The organism is Acididesulfobacillus acetoxydans (genome assembly GCF_902729405.1).
GTDB lineage: Bacteria > Bacillota > Desulfitobacteriia > Desulfitobacteriales > Desulfitobacteriaceae > Acididesulfobacillus > Acididesulfobacillus acetoxydans.
On record NZ_LR746496.1, the window covers coordinates 4,413,807 to 4,432,247 of the forward strand.

At 50.1% G+C, this 18,441-nt stretch carries 12 protein-coding genes and 1 pseudogene; 4 read left to right on the forward strand and 9 right to left on the reverse strand.

Annotated elements, in window-relative coordinates; all coding sequences use genetic code 11:
• Positions 1-76 precede the first annotated feature (76 nt).
• From MNU25_RS19565 to MNU25_RS19605, 9 genes are all read right to left on the reverse strand, one after another.
• Positions 77-421 carry a hypothetical protein gene (locus tag MNU25_RS19565; RefSeq protein ID WP_240986597.1) on the reverse strand — a complete coding sequence of 115 codons (345 nt, stop codon included), beginning with the start codon at positions 419-421 and terminating at the stop codon, positions 77-79.
• 124 nt (positions 422-545) lie between these two features.
• Positions 546-1,016, reverse strand: a complete 471-nt coding sequence (locus MNU25_RS19570; RefSeq protein WP_240986598.1) for a hypothetical protein — start codon at positions 1,014-1,016, stop codon at positions 546-548.
• Between the two features lie 332 nt (positions 1,017-1,348).
• Positions 1,349-1,978 (reverse strand): class I SAM-dependent methyltransferase, encoded by a 630-nt coding sequence (locus MNU25_RS19575; protein WP_240986599.1) that lies wholly within the window; start codon positions 1,976-1,978, stop codon positions 1,349-1,351.
• A 373-nt stretch (positions 1,979-2,351) separates the two neighbouring features.
• Positions 2,352-4,139, reverse strand: coding sequence for an aldehyde ferredoxin oxidoreductase family protein (locus MNU25_RS19580; protein ID WP_240986600.1), 1,788 nt, complete (start codon positions 4,137-4,139; stop codon positions 2,352-2,354).
• Positions 4,140-4,303: 164 nt separating this feature from the next.
• Complete coding sequence (gabT, locus tag MNU25_RS19585) at positions 4,304-5,650, reverse strand: 4-aminobutyrate--2-oxoglutarate transaminase (protein WP_240986601.1); 1,347 nt, start codon at positions 5,648-5,650, stop codon at positions 4,304-4,306.
• Positions 5,651-5,839: 189 nt separating this feature from the next.
• Positions 5,840-7,135: a Glu/Leu/Phe/Val family dehydrogenase gene (locus tag MNU25_RS19590; protein WP_240986602.1), complete on the reverse strand. Its 1,296-nt coding sequence runs from the start codon at positions 7,133-7,135 to the stop codon at positions 5,840-5,842.
• A gap of 260 nt (positions 7,136-7,395) precedes the next feature.
• Positions 7,396-9,144 carry a sigma 54-interacting transcriptional regulator gene (locus MNU25_RS19595; RefSeq protein ID WP_306425069.1) on the reverse strand — a complete coding sequence of 583 codons (1,749 nt, stop codon included), beginning with the start codon at positions 9,142-9,144 and terminating at the stop codon, positions 7,396-7,398.
• Between the two features lie 243 nt (positions 9,145-9,387).
• On the reverse strand, positions 9,388-10,896 hold the full coding sequence (locus MNU25_RS19600) for an aldehyde dehydrogenase family protein (protein WP_240986603.1): 1,509 nt from the start codon (positions 10,894-10,896) through the stop codon (positions 9,388-9,390).
• A 195-nt stretch (positions 10,897-11,091) separates the two neighbouring features.
• Positions 11,092-12,447 (reverse strand): putrescine aminotransferase, encoded by a 1,356-nt coding sequence (locus MNU25_RS19605; RefSeq protein ID WP_240986604.1) that lies wholly within the window; start codon positions 12,445-12,447, stop codon positions 11,092-11,094.
• A 286-nt stretch (positions 12,448-12,733) separates the two neighbouring features.
• Between MNU25_RS19605 and MNU25_RS19610 the strand changes: the two genes are divergently transcribed.
• The 4 genes and pseudogenes from MNU25_RS19610 (at position 12,734) to MNU25_RS19625 (ending at position 18,235) form a co-directional block, all read left to right on the forward strand.
• Positions 12,734-14,842, forward strand: coding sequence for a sigma 54-interacting transcriptional regulator (locus MNU25_RS19610; RefSeq protein ID WP_240986605.1), 2,109 nt, complete (start codon positions 12,734-12,736; stop codon positions 14,840-14,842).
• Between the two features lie 281 nt (positions 14,843-15,123).
• Entirely contained in the window at positions 15,124-16,206 is a 1,083-nt protein-coding gene (locus tag MNU25_RS19615) for a polyamine ABC transporter substrate-binding protein (protein ID WP_240986606.1), read from the forward strand.
• 70 nt (positions 16,207-16,276) lie between these two features.
• Positions 16,277-16,966: pseudogene (locus tag MNU25_RS19620) on the forward strand (ABC transporter ATP-binding protein); the annotation flags it as partial.
• Positions 16,967-17,023: 57 nt separating this feature from the next.
• Complete coding sequence (locus tag MNU25_RS19625; RefSeq protein WP_240986607.1) at positions 17,024-18,235, forward strand: IS256 family transposase; 1,212 nt, start codon at positions 17,024-17,026, stop codon at positions 18,233-18,235.
• The last annotated feature ends 206 nt before the right edge of the window (positions 18,236-18,441 follow it).

Here is an 18,441-nt window from a genome sequence, read left to right on the forward strand (position 1 = left end):
ATACCGCAAAAGACCCCTTCGCGGCACACGGATTCCCAAAAGGACCATTAAAAGCCAAGAAAACCCTTTGACACCGTCAAGCTTGAACGTCGATGTGTCTGCTAAGATTGTTTGTCATCTTTCCACTGCTTACCGGCTGAGCCGCGGCCGAGTGCATGTCGGCTTGTCTTTCCCGCGCAAGCCGTTGCTGCTGCTGAATTCTATCCTTCACCATCTGCAACACTTGCTGAAGCTTCTGCACCTGTTGTGCGCTGCCATTCTTACCCTGCAATTGGGTTATTTGGTTGGTTAGTTGTTGTGCCTGCCTCGCCAAGAGGGTGGGATCACTTGCAGTAACCGTCATAGACACATTCGATGCGTTCAGAGAGCTAAATAGACTAGGGGACGGGTTCGCTTGACCACTTATGGCGGATATTACCATTTTAAGCCTCCTCTCGATTTTTTTCGCCGGTCCCACAAAATAAATATCGGGCTAAACAGAAGGACGGTTTAGGCATTTGGGGCTTTTTAATCATTTTCTAATCGTTTTTTAATGAAGTGCCCTCTTACCTCGGCGGCCTCTTCCCCATGTGAACGGCAAGGTTGCCTGACAAATTATTATACGAGTCAATAGTAAGAAATGGATCAATTTCCGGGGAAAAGATGATAGATATCCTTCTCGTCACGCGAATCAGCACAAAAAAGAGACGGGTGGTCGACTTATTGGTCGTCATTAAGGGGATTTCCCGCTCGTCGGCGAGAACCCTAAGTTCCTCAATGACCGGAAGGCCGCGCGTCACAATAAGCCCCGGCACCTCTGGCACCAGCACCTTCTCCAGATGATTCATCCGCACCGTCGGTCCAAGCTGTTCAATCAGACCCATTTCCGTACGCCCGTAGACCTGAAGCCGGGAGGGAGTAAGATAAGTCAGAAAACCCGCCAGTTCCGCACTGGGCCGTTTTAAGGTCGGATCCGTAATCTCCTTGCCGAGGCCCTTAAAACCTGCAACAACATCAAAGGCGAATTCATCGACCAATCGTTATACTGTCAGCATACCCAATCGACCCTTCCCGCCAATATAAGTTGATTCCCTGGCTTCATTCATTTTCGCCAGCTATTTCGTCCTGCCAATCTTAGCATATTTAGGGGGCATGAGCCACGATAACCACGCCATAGACAAACACTGCACCGGCCAGCAGCCGAGAAACCAATGCGTGCGGCCTGTTTCATATCTGCCACAGCACACCCCTGGGGGGACCGGCAAATAATCGTCGCTCTCCTACCCCGGGCCGTCTGCACTTGATAGCGTGGTTTTTGGTTAGAACGTTCTTTTATCTCAGGATTCGAAGGAATTGTTGATGTCAAATTTTACGGCAAAGGAGCTTGCTTCCTTATAGTAATCCATAGGCCGATATTATCTCTCGCTATCTCGAAAGCCGGTATTTGTGCCTCTTCTAATATTTTACGAAAATCTTGGACGGACTGTTCTCCCATAATGGTTTTTGCCTTTTTGACCCAATCCTTGTCCGCTTCTGCCATCTTGGCGGTAATGTCCTCTTGTAGCTCAGCAGTGCCAAAGCCCATGCCAATGTATGCCACCCCTCCCGACGCGAGGACCCTGTAAATTTCTAGGAATGCCTTTTTGCGATCTTTCCACAAAAACATAGATCCCCTACTGACAGCCAGGTTCACAGCTTGATTTTCCAACGGGATCTCATCCACGTCACCAAGAAGAGTTTGGACCCTTGCGTTTAAACCAAGGTCGATGATGTTTTTTCTGGCAATTCTCAGCATGTCATGATTATTATCCAGCAAGTTGACGCTAAGATCTGTGATTTTGGCTAAGGCAATACCCAGGTACCCGCCACCGCAGCCGATATCTAAACATACTCCCTCAGTGATGCCTGTTCGTTCCTTGATCTGCGCCGCTATCAGAGGATAGGTCGGTGCAAACACCTCACGTGCAAATTTATCAAAAGCCATCGCGTTCATTTCCATACAGTGCACCTCCAAGTTGATTTTGTTTAATTTGGGTTGCGGCAACCTATCCCTTACTCTACTTGCCTTAGTATACTGCTCCCGTAGAGAAAATACCTGCCTAACCTTCCCCTTTATTATCAGTTTTATTATCAGTTTCCCCTTTAGTCCTGGGCCGCATGGGAACAATGGTGCCCCTCCGGGCAGGCTGCGGTTCGCGCCCAGAGCATTGGCGAGCAGCAATTCCTCCTCACCTGAAAGCGGAGGCTTCCTTGCAGCTTATTTGTGAACGGCTTTCCTCGCGGGGAGTTGGCGATGATTTTGCTAGTGTTTTTCCTTCCCGGGATTCCATTGTAATCACGGTCTCAACTCCCGTTTCCAAGCTCCCTCGACATCAAATAACATCTGCCGTCGCCTTATTGATTTCATCGGTCAAGGGGTAGCCTTGGTCATCCCAGCCTCTTAAGCGATAGTAATTATCAACCATGTACTGGAGTTCCTTTGGGGTGATCCTGTTTGCTCCCTCGTTGATGGGTTCCCGAAACAAGCGGGCCGGGAGGGTGTCCAAGTCCTTCGTCGCCCCTTCCCGCGCGTTGAAAACCCGAGTAAGCGTCACGATGCGGTTAGCCGCCGCTTCCAACTCCGCCTGCGTGCAGTCCCGGCCTGTAATCCCTTTCACTAACTGCACGAGGTCCGGCCAGAGAATCAAGTCTCGATAAAAGACACAAAGGATTTGGGTGTTAAATAGGGTTAACCGGTTTTCAAAATCGATAAAGAGTTCTGCTTTGCCCTCTACGATCCCCGGGTCGATCAGCCCACCCAACTCAGCCTTGTAAAAAGTGGCTCTGAGGTGACAGGCTCCACGCGTCGAAGTAGCGTACGCTAACCCCATCCCCTTTAAAACCCTTGGATCATAGCCCGGCGGCTCCAAACCTTTGACATGGATGGCCATATCCTCCATATGCCAGACTTGTGCAGCTTGCTTGATCCCTTGCGCCAGAACGGCTCCCAGTCCCCGCCGCCCTGCTATGTCGTACAGCAAAGCGGCCACCGCGGCCGCATCCCCGTAAGCGAGCTCAGCCTCTATTTTCCCCATTTTCACGGCTTCCATGGTAAAAGCGGCCAAGTTTGCCGCTGTAATCGTATCCATGCCCAAGCGATCACAGAGGTCATTGAGGTGGATGATTTCCGCCAGATCACTAATCTGGCACAACCCACCAAACGCAAAAATGGTCTCATATTCCGGCCCTTCCACCTTGAGTCCCTGATGGCGTCCCGAACGCACTTTGCTCAGTTTGCCGCAAGCCAAAAAACAATGGGGACAGGCGGTTGTCTTGACCTCCTGTTTTTCTAGCAGAGAGTCGCCGCTGATTTCCGGCCAATGCTCGTAGACCCCCTCTGACCAGTACTGAGTCGGAAAAGTCTCCGCCAAATTCATCGTCTTCACCATCTGGGTCGTGCCGTATTTCTGGTAATTCTTGACGCCCGCATTGTTCTTCGCTTTGGCCGCGATATTCTTGAGCAAAGTTTTGACCCGCTCGGGTTCGGCGATCTCGCAAGCCGCCCCTCCATAGAAAACAATCCCTTTGACCCTTTTTGAACCCATGACCGCCCCCATCCCCGTCCGCCCCGCCGAACGCCAATAGTTGTTTTCAATACAGGCGAAGCGCACCAAATTCTCCCCCGCCGGCCCGATCACGACTGCCTGAGCCTGGGGCACGCCCACTTGGGCCAAAACCTCATCCTCAGTGGTATAAGTGTCTTTGCCCCAGAGATGTGCCGCAGCGTGGAAAATGACCGCAGTCTCATTAATCTCCAGGAAAACGGGGTCTGCCGAAACTCCTTGGAGGATAATGGCATCATACCCTGTGCCGTGTATCTGGGGAGCGACTTTTCCGCCTGCATAAGATTCCCCGTAAAAGCCCGTCTGCGGCGATTTGCTATACGCCCCATAACGGCTGGATCCCCACATGTCCACCCCGGTGGCCGGACCGACAACAAAGATCAATTTATTGTCGGCTGACAACGGGTCAACGCCCCCCGGTACCTCTTTCAAAAGAAGGTATGAACCCAGCCCTTTTCCCCCAAGATAGCGAAAAAATACCTCGTCCGGAATAAGCTCCTGCACATAGGTCTTTCGCGTCAAGTCAATCCGCAGCAGTTTGCCGAAAAACCCCTTCATTTCCAGACCCCTTTCTTGTATACTATCCTGTCTCTGACCTGAGCGCGCCAACTTGCCTGCTTACCGACCGTAAACTCATCTATCCTTTCCTCAAATATTTGCGCCCAGGCGGAAAACATCGGCATAATTGGTCGCCAGCGGTCCTTTTCCTTTAGCATGTAAGTTCAGCGAGCGACTTGGGTTCCCCGCGCTTTCTCCACCTTATTCAGAGCCGATTCCAGAATATCCAACCCTTGCTCCAACTCGGCATCCGTAATCACCAGCGGCATCAACATCCGCACCACGTTGCCGAAGACTCCCGCCCCGATAATGATAAGGCCTTGCCTGGCACACTCCTCAATGACCTGAGCGGTTTCTTTCTTGGCGGGTTCTTTGGTTCGGCGATCTTGCACCAACTCGATTGCCGTCATAGCCCCCAAACCGCGCACATCCCCGATCAGGGAGTATTTCTCTTGCAGCCGCCGCAGGCGCTCCATGACCTTGGCCCCAATCTCAGCCGCCCGCTCCGCCAGTCTCTCCCGTTCGATGTAGTCGATCGTCGCTAAGGCCGCCGCACAAGCCAAAGGATTACCCGCGTAAGTTCCCCCCAGTCCGCCGGGGCCGGGAGCGTCCATGATTTCGCTTTTTCCCGTCACCGCGCTGAGCGGCAAGCCGGAGGCGAGCGATTTTGCCATCGTCATCAGATCCGGCTCCAGGCCGTAATGTTCAGAGGCAAACATCTTCCCCGTCCGGCCGAAACCCGTCTGAACCTCATCCACAATAAAGAGTATACCATGCTTCCTGGCAATCTTCTCTACCCCGGGTAAGAACTCCGGCGGAGGCACAATAAATCCGCCTTCTCCCTGCACCGGTTCGGCAATCACAGCCGCGATTCCGTCCGGATCCGCCTCGGCCGCAAAAAACCGTTCGAACTGCTCCAGACAATGCAGCCCGCAACCGGGATAAGAGGCCTGGTAATAACAGCGATAACAGTAAGCGGAAGGCAGCTTGTAAACTTCCGGCGCAAAGGGGCCGAAGCCATACTTATAAGGCTTCACCTTGCTCGTTAAAGCCATGGCCAGGTTGGTCCGCCCGTGGAAGGCCATCTCCAAGGCCACAAGGCCGCTCTTCTTCGTCGCCGCCCGTGCGATTTTCACGGCGCTTTCAACGGACTCCGCCCCGCTGTTAACGAGCACCGTCTTTTTCTCATAATTTCCGGGGGTAATCTGGGCCAGTTTCTCCGCCAGAGAAACAAAACCTTCGTACATCGTGATCATAAAACAGCTGTGAAGCAGCTTATCCGCCTGCTCTTTGATCGCTTGGACGACCGGCGGGGGACAGTGACCGGCGTTCAAAACGCCAATACCTCCGTAAAAATCGATGTATTCATTACCATCCACATCGGTAAGGCACGCACCCTCGGCCCGCTCAATGAAGATGGGCACGCCGTGGGCAATGCCACGAGCCACATACTTGTTTTTTTTCTCCAAGAGAGCCTGCGATTTTGGCCCCGGTATTTCTCTGTTCGGCATATTCATACTCCTTCCCAAAGAAAACACAGTGAACCTGTTGTGCTTAAGCTGAACATTGAGTCTTCGGTGGGGGAGTCTACCAAAATCTACCCCCACCGAAGGAGGATGCGCGGGACCCGCTCTCAGTTGTAGAAGTGGAAGCCTGACGATGGAATCAAGCTATCTATCCGGCCTAGCCGAAGTCACACCTTACTTGGCGCTTATTTTAACAGTTTCCTGTTCAGCCTCGACTTCTCCGAGCCAGCCACGAACCTGCATCGCTTCGCTCACTCTCTTGACCGCTAACATATAGGCGGCCGCCCGCATATCGATGTCGGGGTACTCGCGGTAAAGATCATAAACCCTATGGAAAGCTTCTTTCATGATGCGTCTAAGGTGTTTCTCGACCTCCTCTTCGGCCCAATAATAACCCATGTTATTTTGCACCCACTCGAAATATGAAACCGTCACCCCACCGGCATTAGCCAAGATATCCGGCACAACCCATATGCCTTTATCCACCAATATCCTGTCGGCTTCCGGGGTAGTGGGTCCGTTCGCCGCTTCTATAATAATTTTCGCCTTGATTCCCGCGGCATTTTGATCTGTGATCTGATTTTCTAAAGCCGAAGGCACCAAAACATCACAGGGCAAGGTTAACAACTCGGCATTGGTAATGGTTTTTGCCCCTAAATAATTGATCACCGACCCAGTTGCCGCTTTGTGTTCACTGATCTTGAAGGGATTAAGCCCCTTAGGATTATAAATCCCTCCCTGGCTATCACTGACTGCGACGATTTTTGCCTTCTTGTCGAAAAGGATCTTGGCCGCGTAACTGCCCGCATTTCCGTAGCCCTGAATGACCACATTCGCTCCCTCTAAGGTTAACTTCAATGCCTGCATCGCTTCTTCCAGCACGTAAACCATACCTTGTGCCGTAGCCGGAACCCGACCCGCCGAACCACCGATTATCAGGGGTTTGCCCGTGATCACACCAAAGGAATTATGCTGCTGAATAATACTGAACTCATCCATCATCCAGGACATAATCTGAGGATTGGTATTAACATCCGGAGCCGGAATGTCCTTTTCCGGCCCAATCAGCGGGGCAATAGCCTGCACATAAGCCCTGCTCAATCTCTCCATTTCGGAGCGGGAGAGTTGTTTGGGATCCACCATAACTCCGCCCTTGGCTCCGCCATAAGAAATTCCTACCACCGCACATTTAAACGTCATCCATGTGGCCAGTGCCTTGACCTCGTCTAAAGAAACCTCTGGGTGGAAACGGATCCCTCCTTTTCCGGGCCCTAACGCATCATTGTGCACCACCCGATAGCCTGTAAAAACCTTGATCCCGCCATTGTCCATTTTCACCGGTACTAAAACAGTTAGGGTCCGTTTCGGCTCTTTGAGCAGTTCATACACGCTGCCGGCAAGTCCAAGTTTATGGATAGCCGTCTTGATCTGTCGTTGGGCCATGGCAAATGAATTCAATGTTTCCGTCATAACCAACACACCCTTCGTTTAAATCGTTATGACAGAATACTTTGCAATCTGCGTGCCAACAGCAACAGAGTCGTGGGTGCTTCTATTTATCCCGCAAAAGCGCCTTGCCGGCGCCGTCGCTTTTCTTATCTGTTCCGTCCTTAATGCGCTTGCGCCCTTTTCGCATGCCGAAGCGCATTCAAGGTTCCCCGGAAGCGAAAGCGGCCCCTGGGAGCAAAATTCAGAAGTGTAGGTGGACACCCTTGCGTTAGGTTAATGGATTAGTTGTTACATACCCCATAACGAGATCTTCCATATTGCTGCTTGAGAATCCCGTAGCGATGCAATTTTCGTACAATCGTCGATTGATTAACTTGCAAAGCTTCCGCCATGCGGTAGGTATTGTGAAAACGGCCCAATGCGATTCTCAGAAGTTGTCGTTCCAACTCCTCCATGGCCTCTCTCAACGGCAAAATATCCAAAACCATGAGTTTTTCATTACTATCCTCACCTTGCAGGACGTAGTCCGGCAGGTGCAGAGGGAGGATTTCCGGGGAATCCACGGTCACAAGAAGCCGTTCGATTAAATTCTCCAGCTCCCGTACGTTGCCTGGCCACTTGTACGCGACCAGATAGTCCAGTGCCTCCGAGGAAATCCGCTTGCGCAGCTCGTACTTGCTCATAAAAGCGGCTAGGAAATACTCGACCAGGGGCGGAATGTCTTCCCTGCGCTGGCGCAGGGGCGGTACAACCAGAGGAACGACATTTAAGCGATAGTACAAGTCCTCGCGAAATCTATTCTCTTTGACCAGTTTCTTGATATCACGGTTCGTCGCCGTTATAATGCGTACATTAACTTCAACCGGATGGTTCCCGCCCACACGAGTAACCTTTTTTGCTTGTATGACGTCTAGCAGCTTTACTTGGAGCTTGAGGGGCAGTTCAGTAATTTCGTCCAAGAAAACAGTGCCACCCTCGGCCGTTTCGAGAAGCCCCTTTTTGCCGTCCTTCTTGGCCCCGGTGAAGGCCCCGGCTTCGTAGCCAAATAGCTCAGATTCCATTAGATTTTCCGGGATAGCGCCACAGTTAATCGTAATCAAAGGTCCAGCACCGCGTTTACTGAAATGATGGATTCTTGACGCCAGAACTCCTTTGCCAACCCCCGATTCTCCTTCGATCAACACCGTGGAATCCACCCTCGCCACCTTTTCCACCAGTTCCAAAATGCTCTGCATGGCCGGGCTTCCACTGACCACATCCGTCATTTTGATTCTTTCTTGGCGCAATTTTATGATTTCGCTACGGTAACGGTCCATTAATTTTTCGCTTTCTTCCAGCCGCTGCCGTAGGTTACTCAGTTCAGTAATATCCCTCGAATTCGTAACAATGCGAGTAATTTCGCCTTTTTCATCAAAGACGGGATTACCCGTTACGATAATCCTCTGACCATTTTTCGTAAGCTGAACCGAAGTCAGCCGTTTCTTCTGCTTGATCACCTCAGGTGTAATGCTCGGTGAAAAGAGACCCCGCTCTTCCAGGATACTCACATGCTTACCGATGATCTCCGCTTCGTCAAGACCATAAAAGCGTTGGCCGGCTTTGTTTACGCGAAGGGCGTAGCCTTGACCGTCCGTCACAAATATCTCGTCGTATGAAGCATCGAAAATGGCCTCGAGTTCACGGTTAAGTTGTTTGGCCGACTCTAGTTCCTGAGCTAAAACATCCCACTCGGTAATATCCAGAAAAGAGGTCACCGCCCCATGGAATGTATTTTCCTCGAACAGGGGTTGGTGGTAGAAAACCAAGACACGACCGTCAACAAGCACTCTCTCCCGCCATACAGCCTTACCCGTAGCTAATGTCTGCTTAATCCCGGAACAAGGCAGGATGCTGTTTACCGACTGACCCGTAAGCTGACCTGGGCTCTTTAGAAGATTGTCCGCGGCCTTGTTAGCGGCCAGGATACATCCTTTTGAATCGACCGTCATAACCCCAAAATAGATTTCGCGAAACGCCTTTTCCAAGCTCACACTCCACACCTCCTGACAAATAGGCCGCTGACTCTCGTACTCAGCTTTTTTCCTCCATAAACCCAGACGGATCCGAACAACGGCAATCCCAAGTGGAAAGCCGGACTTCCTAAGCCTACAAGAGCCTACAAGCTTTCGCTAGCGGCGCGGCCATTTTGAAAAAAAGCCCGCTCGCTAACGTGCAAACGGGAGCTTTATTCCTTCAGGTAGGAATTTACACTTTCTTTTTTCTATTACCAGCCTTTAATGCCGGAACCAGCCCGTCGGCTCGACCGCCAGATTGACGTTTATCTGCTTAACCTCGGTATATTCTTCATACCCAAACGTGCCAAGCTCGCGGCCAATGCCCGATTGCTTATACCCGCCCCAAGGGGCTTCATTATACGTGGGGTGATAGGTATTGATCCAAGTGATTCCGGCGCGCAGTTTCTTAATGACCCGATGGGCTTTGCTAATGTCTTGGGTAAATACCGCGCCGGCCAGCCCATAAGCGCAATCATTGGCGATCCTCACGGCATCCTCTTCATCTTTGAAAGTTTGGATCACAAGCACCGGCCCAAAGATTTCCTCTTGAACTATTCGCATCTCAGGACGGGTATTGGTAAAAATCGTCGGCAGCAGATAATTTCCCCGCTTGCCCAGTTCCCCATTCGGCCGCTTCCCCCCACAAAGTAACCTGGCTCCTTCTGCCTGACCTACCTCAATATAGCTCTGGACCTTCTCTAAGTGCTGCGCTGAAACGAGGGGTCCCATTTCCGTCTCAGCGTCAAGACCATAGCCCACTCGGATCTGCCTGGCCCGCTCAACCAGCCTCTCGACAAACCGGTCGTGCACAGATGCTTCAACTAGGAGGCGGGAGCCGGCTGAGCATACTTGCCCGGCGTTGACGTAAATCCCATAAAGCGCATAGTCTACGGCCACTTCAAAGTCAGCATCCGCAAATACGATATTCGGTGATTTTCCCCCCAACTCGAGAGCCACTTTCTTGATATTACTCGCCGCGGCCTTCATTACCTTGCGTCCCGTATCCGTACCTCCGGTCAGGGCAATCATGTCCACCAAAGGGCTCTCCGCCAAGTACTGACCGACGCTGGAACCGGGTCCTAAGAGAATGTTCACCACACCCTTGGGAAATCCGGCCTGTTCGATCAGCGTCCCTAAACGCAAAGCTGTCAACGGGGTCCAACTGGCGGGTTTTAAGACACTGACGTTACCGGCCGCCAGTGCCGGAGCTAACTTCCATGCGCACATCAGGAGCGGAAAATTCCAAGGAACGATTTGCCCGCAAACCCCAACCGGTTCCCTCACCACAAAGGATTGGGACGGAGCGGAAACATCGAAGGTCTGTCCGTGAGGTTTCGTGGCTAAGCCGGCATAGTAACGGAAGCAACCAGCGGCATCCGCGACATCGAATTCCGCTTCCCGCAAAGGCTTCCCGTTCGACAAAGTTTCCAGGGTCGCTAACTCCGGAGCGATCGCTTCGATCGCATCCGCCAACTTAAACAAGAGGCGCGCACGTTCTTGGGCCGACGTCTCCGGCCACCCATCCTGATCAAACGCGCGTCTGGCCGCGCGGATTGCGCGCTCAGCGTCGTCCGTGGTTCCAACGGTGACAGAACCAAGGATCTCTCCCGTCCCCGGGTCCACGAGTTCCTCGCTTTGCCCGTCCGATGAAGAAACCCATTCACCGTCAATATACATAAGAAACGTCCTATCCCCCGCCCGCCTTAGGTTTTTTAACACATCGTTCATTAATAACAACCCCCTATAATCAAAGCTATTCCCTGATTACCAAAAGGACGCAAACCCAGCCAACTCACAATAGCAACATATTTCCAACACTATCGCGTTCATTGCACCAAACATCAGTGTGTTGACACCGGAATGAGATTACGGCTGATGCCCCAGTTGACCCCAGGGCAAGGCTTGACATGCGGGTGACGGATGCTACCCTACACTTACTTTATCTAAGGCATAGCTCAACACTTCAAATACTCTGTCCGCTTCTTTCTCCGTGATGGTGAGGGGAGGCTCTACCCGAATCACTTGAGCGTTGATCAGTGTGCCGGTCACCAAGACGCCATTATCAAACATGTGCTTGGCAACTTCAAAACCAATATTGTTATCGACGAATTCCAAAGCCATTAGCAAACCCTTGCCGCGTACATCTGGCAGTAAGTTTTCATGCCCTTCTGCTGCTTTGCGCAACCCTGTCAGCATATATTCACCCATTATGGTTGCACGTTCGGGTAGTTTTTCTTCAATCAGGACATTGATCGCGGCAATTGCCGCAGCACAAGCCAATGGATTGCCACCAAAAGTTGTAGTGTGCAAGAACGGATTTTCGAACAGAACCGAAAATACTTTTTCGGTGGCGATTGTAGCACCCGCCGGCATGATACCCCCACCGAATGCTTTAGCTAAACACATAACGTCAGGAACTACTCCGTAATGTTCGCAACAAAACATTTTACCTGTACGTCCCATACCAGTTTGAACTTCGTCGAGAATAAGCAGCGCTCCAAATTCGTCGCACAATTCGCGCACTCCCGGCAAATAACCATCGCTCGGGACGTTGACACCACCTTCACCTTGTATAGGTTCCAGCAGGACGGCGCCAACGTCTTCCCCAACCATTTGACAGGATTGCATCGTTTTATACAACATATCTAAGTCGTCGAAAGGAACATGGCGAAAACCTGAGAGCATAGGCATAAAGGGACGGCGGAAAACCCCTTTGGCAGTACCCGCTAGTGAACCCAAACTCTTGCCATGGAATGCCTTCGTAGCGGCAATGATGGTCGGCTTCGTCCGATTGTACGCCCGAGCCAATTTTATTGCAGCCTCCACCGACTCGGTACCACTATTTGTTAAAAACGAATACTTCAATTCACCCGGTGTTATATCCGCTAAGATCCTCATTAACATTGCCCGCAGAGGATCCAGTAAATCCTGACTGTGCAAGGCCTGACGGTTTAGTTGATCAGTAACTGCCTTAAGCACCTTAGGATGGCGGTGACCCACGTTGTATATTCCGAATCCACCCAGGCAGTCGATATATTCCTTACCGTTCACATCACGAAAACCGTTCGGACCGGAATCCGACCATTCCACAGCGCTGGCCTCCAAATCTCCTAAGGTGACCGATTTTCTGTACTCAAGAAAACCCGGATTTACATACTCACGGAACCCGTTTATTGTCTCCTTTTTTACCCATTCTACCTCCTTCTGATTAATTACCGGTTTTGCAATGAGCTCCAATACCTTTTCTGTGTATTTGTAGATGTCTTCGTAACTGTTCATTGTATCCCTCCAGTTTCATGTGTTGTTTCTGTCACACCTACCAAGCAAATCTCATGCCATCCGGTATAATCCTAAACTACTGCGCTTTGTAAGTGAGCAACCCTTCACCTCTATCTGAGGGATACTGCTGCTGCAAGGGCGTTGCTTAACGCTCACATAAATAACTTTCATGGCGCTATGAATATTCAGAGTATTGCCACGCCTTGGTTTCTCTGCTATATTGGGCACAGATACTTATTCACTCCTGCATAAGCTAGTCATCGACGTATCAAATGGGGGCGCCAGCATGGATTTACGAACATTTTTGCGTGATCCAATTTTTGTGGATAGGATGACAAGTTTAGCCGCCGTCTCCGAGCGCCTGCGGACCGAGGACCATGTTTATGTATTCATTGTAAACGGTGGGGAAATCTTTGCCGTGAAGAGTTTCAATTTCTTATTGGGGCAGCAAGAACCGCTGGAACAAATCCTTGATCGGTTAGCCAGCGAGTCGTCTCTTAAAATCATACCCTTCGCCGATCTTACGGAGCGCGTATTGGATGTGCTTGCTGAATCAGTGACTTTGGTAAAGTATGAAGGGAACTTGAAATACATCTTGCGCGAAGACTTTTTGTTAACCATGATGTCCACCGGCACCAACAGTGAGATTGCCTGGTTGCGCAATCTGTTTGCCTCTATCCCGCGCGGCTTGATGATCGTTGACCTTAATTATGCAGTAGTAAATAGCAATGCGGAAGCAATGCGTATGCTGCGCATCTCGGAAAAGGAATTACCCAAAATGCGCATGCATGAACTCTTTGGCCTGCAGAATTTCCTGTACGTAGCCGACACACACAACTCACTGCTTAACCAAATTGTTACCACACCCACAAGCCAAGCCGCCGTATTGGTGGATTTTGTCCCCCTGACCATGTATCAGGTGGTTACCGGATTCGCCCTAGTCTTGCAGGATCTGCCCTCCGTTGAAGCCATGGCTATGGAGTTGGATTCGGTTAAACAACTGAATCAGGACCTTGAAGCAATTTTATCAACGATCTATGACGAGTTGATCGTTGTCGATTCGCGAGGTAAACTTTTGCGCGCCAGTGATCACTACATCTCTTCACAGTGGCAACAACCGCCCAATACACTAATAGGGCAGCAAATACTAAAACTGGACTCAGTGGATGAACTTATCCACAAAGTGATTCGAGAAGTACAAAAGAAAAAGCGGAAAGTTTCTTTAATGCAGAGTAACGGTGATTATCCGCGGCTTTCCGTAGGGAATCCGCTCTTTCATAAAGCAGGAGGGTTAGAACGTATTGTCATTGCCTCACGTGATCTAACTGAAGTGTCACGGCTTCGGCGGGAACTGGAACAAACCCGAAAACAAAGCGAAGATTACCGCCAAGAACTTGAGCGTTTGCGCGATCGCGTTACGAAAGTTCACGGGGTACTGCCAATCTACGCCAGCCCGCTAATGCATGAAGTTATGCAGGAGGTTGAACGTGTGGCACAGTTTTCGGCAACCGTACTCTTAAGTGGCGAATCCGGAGTCGGCAAGGAGATCATTGCCAACACAATTCACTCCTTAAGTGAACGTCGCGATCACCCTTTTGTTAAGATCAACTGCGCCGCAATTCCTGATACCCTGCTGGAGAGTGAGCTGTTCGGATATGAAAAGGGTGCCTTCTCAGGCGCCAGCCAGCAAGGCAAAACCGGTTTGATCATTAAAGCGCATAAGGGCAGTCTGTTCCTTGACGAGATTTCCGAATTGCCCCCCATAATCCAGGGAAAGCTGTTGAGAGCAATCCAAGAACGCGAAGTATATCCGGTTGGAGCCACTGTACCCTTAAAATTTGACATCCAAATCATAGCGGCAACCAACCGTTCCCTTGCGGAACTGGTTGCCCAGGGCAAGTTCCGTGAAGACTTGTTTTACCGCATAAATGTCTTTCCGATAACAATACCACCCCTGCGTGAGCGCAAAGAGGATATTGCCTTGTTGGCCAACGTCTTCTTAACCCAATTTAATCAGACCTACAAGCGTAGTCTTCGGCTTTCTGGAGCGGCAATTGAATTATTGGAGGCGTATCCGTTTCCAGGGAATGTACGAGAGCTGCAAAACCTAATACAAAGAATTGCCATAAAAAATGATGGAGAGGTAATCGACTCTATGGTAGTTGAACGGATCTTGATGAAACAGGACCCTATAACGGTAAGACAACCCGGGAGGTTTCCCCAAGTAATACCCTTAGAACAGGCGTTTGCTCAGGTTGAGGAAGAGCTTGTCACATTGGCGATCAAGCAATTCCATTCTACAACTAAAGCCGCTAAAGCCCTGGGTGTCAGCCAAGCTACGGTTAGCCGTAAATACAGACAAATCCTAAACCGTGCCCCGCAGAGAAGAGCATAGTTCCCAGCCAAATCACGGGGCGATCCGACTTCGCGAGTTTGGGGACGTGCTTTATGAAGCAGGACATTACACAAATGAGGTCTCCGCAAACTTAAAGAAGATGTTTTACAGTCATACGCCTCTTTTATGCACGAGTGAATAACTTATTCAATTGGGCATAACACAAGAACCCCAAATACATGCCGGATCGGCCCGTTACAGGGAGTCAGGCAACTCGTAATATTGGTACTATTCTTGCGTATAAGGTACATAAAAAATTTATTAATGAGGGGGAAAAAGTTGTGAAACGTCTTCTATCCTTACTTACGGTAGCCTTATTTGTTGCTGTACTGGTAGCGCTGGGCGGTTGTGGTTCAGGTGCCACGACACCCGTGAGCACCACATCCAAAGAAGGCCAAGCCAAACAGATTAATTTTTTCCAGTGGACAGAGTATACTCCCCAGTCTGTACTCGATTCCTTCAAGGCGAAGTATGGCATCACCGTCAAGATGTCCAATTTCTCCTCAAACGAGGAGATGATGGCCAAACTTCAGGCGGGCGGACTCTCCGAGTATGATGTGGTCGTGCCCAGCAACTATGTCGTTAAGGCCATGATTGCCCTGAATCTAATCGAGCCCCTTAACAAGGACAGTATTCCCAACCTGAAGAACATTTACGGCGCCTTCTTAAATCGGAGTTACGACCCCGGCAATAAATACTGCGTCCCCTATATGTCATCCCCTGTCGTCCTCGCGGTCAACACCAAAAAGGTGAAAGAGCCGATCAACAGTTATAACGACCTGCTTAATCCAGCTTTGAGAAATCAGATCGTAGTTGTCGATGACGAGCGGCCCATCATCGGAGCAGCCTTGCTGGCCACGGGCCACTCCCTTAACTCTACCAAAGCCAGTGCTCTAAAAGACGCGGAAAACTGGTTGAAGAGGCTCAGGCCGAATATCAAGGTTTTTGACTCCGACAGCCCCAAGACCGAGTTGATCAACGGCGAGTGCTCAGTTGGTCTCATTTACAATGGTGAGGCAGCTCTGGCGATTAGGCAAAACCCTGATATCAAAATCGTGTGGCCTAAAGAAGGTATTGCCGGTCTTACCATTGATAATCTTTGTGTCGTTAAGGGCACCAAGCACGAGAAAGAAGCTAACCTATTCATCAACTACCTCCTGGATCCCGAGGCAAGTAAAGCCATTTCAGACGTCTATCCATACACCAATCCTAACAAAGCAGCCCATTCTCTGTTATCAAAGACCTATTTAGACAATCCGGCCAGCAACATACCATTAGATAAAATTAAAAATAGCGAATTAATTGGTGATCTCGGTAGCGCCCTTAGGCAATACGACAGGATTTGGACCGAATTCAAGGGCTAAGCGGTAAAGCGGCTATCACGAAATCAAACAGAGGGGGAGGCCGATAATGATAGAATTATCTGACAAGGTTATGGTTGAACTGCGCAATGTGGATAAATCATTTGGTGGAATCAAGGTTGTGAAAAATCTAAGTCTCAAGATACGGGAGGGTGAGTTTTTAACCCTGCTCGGCCCTTCCGGCTGCGGCAAGACGACGACATTGCGCATGATAGCAGGTTTTGAGGAGGTAACCGCCGGCATCATCATGATTGAGGGCGAAAATGTGGTGAACAAGCCACCCTACCGGCGCGATGTTAATACCGTTTTCCAAAGCTATGCTTTGTTTCCGCATATGAATGTCTACGATAATATCGCGTTCGGACTAACCGAAAAGAAAGTAAAGAAAGAGGAAATTCGTCAACGCGTGGCTGAGGCGCTTTCGTTAGTACAGATGGGCGGATATGACAAGCGAATGCCTTCCCAGATGTCGGGCGGCCAGAGACAGCGTGTGGCAATTGCGAGAGCACTTGTCAACAGGCCCAAAGTTTTACTGTTAGATGAACCGCTCGGCGCGCTGGATCTTAAATTGCGCAAACAGATGCAAGTTGAGCTCAAACACCTTCAGCGCAAACTCGGCATCACTTTCATCTACGTGACCCATGACCAGGAAGAGTCATTAACTATGAGCGACCGTATCGCTGTTGTAAATAACGGCGTCTTACAGCAGGTCGGTTCACCCGATGAAATCTATAACCGACCGCAGACAAAGTTCGTAGCGGAGAGGACGTATGAAGTTTTGTGTAAATGGTTAAAACTACCAATAAGGAGTTGATCATTTATGCAAGATGTTAAAGACCGGTTAGCCCGTGAAGTCGCCAAGGACTGTAAGACCGTCGAAGACGTCCACAACACGCTCAAAGACCTCTTCAGACGCACCCTGCAGGAGATTCTGGAAACCGAGATGAGCGACCATCTTGGTTATGAAAAACACAGTGTTGAGGGCAACAATTCAGGCAACAGTCGCAATGGATATTCGAGAAAGACCATTCAAACACGTATGGGTGAAACAGAACTGGCGATTCCCCGGGATCGCAACGGCGAGTTTGAACCACACATCATCAAGAAGTACGAGAAAAACGCCAGTGAACTCGAACAACAGATTATCGCGATGTATGCCAAAAGCATGTCGACCCGGGATATTGAAGCCCATATGCGCGATATCTACGGCATTGATGTCTCAGCCGAGTTGGTCAGTAAAATCACGGACAAGGTCATGCCACTCGTCACAGAATGGCAATGCAGACCCCTTGAGCGTATCTATCCCATCGTCTTTCTGGACGCGATTCACTTCAAGGTTCGCAAAGATAATCGGATTGTCACCAAAGCCGCTTACTCTGTTTTGGGCCTGGATGTACAAGGCCGTAAAGATATTCTTGGAATCTGGATTGGCGAAAGTGAAAGTGCCAGCTTCTGGCTCAGTGTCTGCAACGACTTAAAGAATCGGGGCGTAGAAGACATCCTAATTGCCAGCAAAGACGGGCTGACAGGCTTCTCAGAGGCCATAAACAGCGTTTTTCCCCGAACATCGATTCAACTGTGCGTGATTCATCAGATTCGCAACTCCATGAAGTATATTTCCTTCAAAGATCGAAAGCCGGTGATGGCTGACTTAAAACAGGTTTACCAAGCGGCGACTTTGGATGAAGCCGAATTTGCTTTCGAAATGTTCAAAGAAAAATGGGGTAAGAAATTTCCATTGGTAATTCGTTCCTGGGAAAACAACTGGCTGGAGCTCACCACTTACTTTGCTTTCCCCCGAGAAATCCGCCGGCTGATTTATACAACCAATACAGTGGAAGCCTATCACCGACAACTGCGGAAAATCACGAAAACGAAAACGGCTTTTCCCACGGATGATGCCCTACGAAAAATCGTTTACCTGGCAACCATGGAAATCACGAAGAAATGGACTATGCCCGTTCAAAATTGGGCAGAATGTATCTCACAGTTTGCGATACAATATGGGGACCGGCTCAGCGGTGCCCTCTAGTCAGGGGCTTCGCCCCTGGAGTTTATCGCCTTGGTTCTGCCCGTGAGGAAATGGAGTTGGAAAGGGAAACCTCGAACAGACAGTTCCCATTTCCTCCGGCAGAAACCAGCTGGGCGCTCAGGTTGCTCTCCAGCAGAGCCCTGCCCTCCCAGATTGGCAAGAGCCAGCTATATTCTAACCCAAAAATCTTTTGGGTAGAAATACCA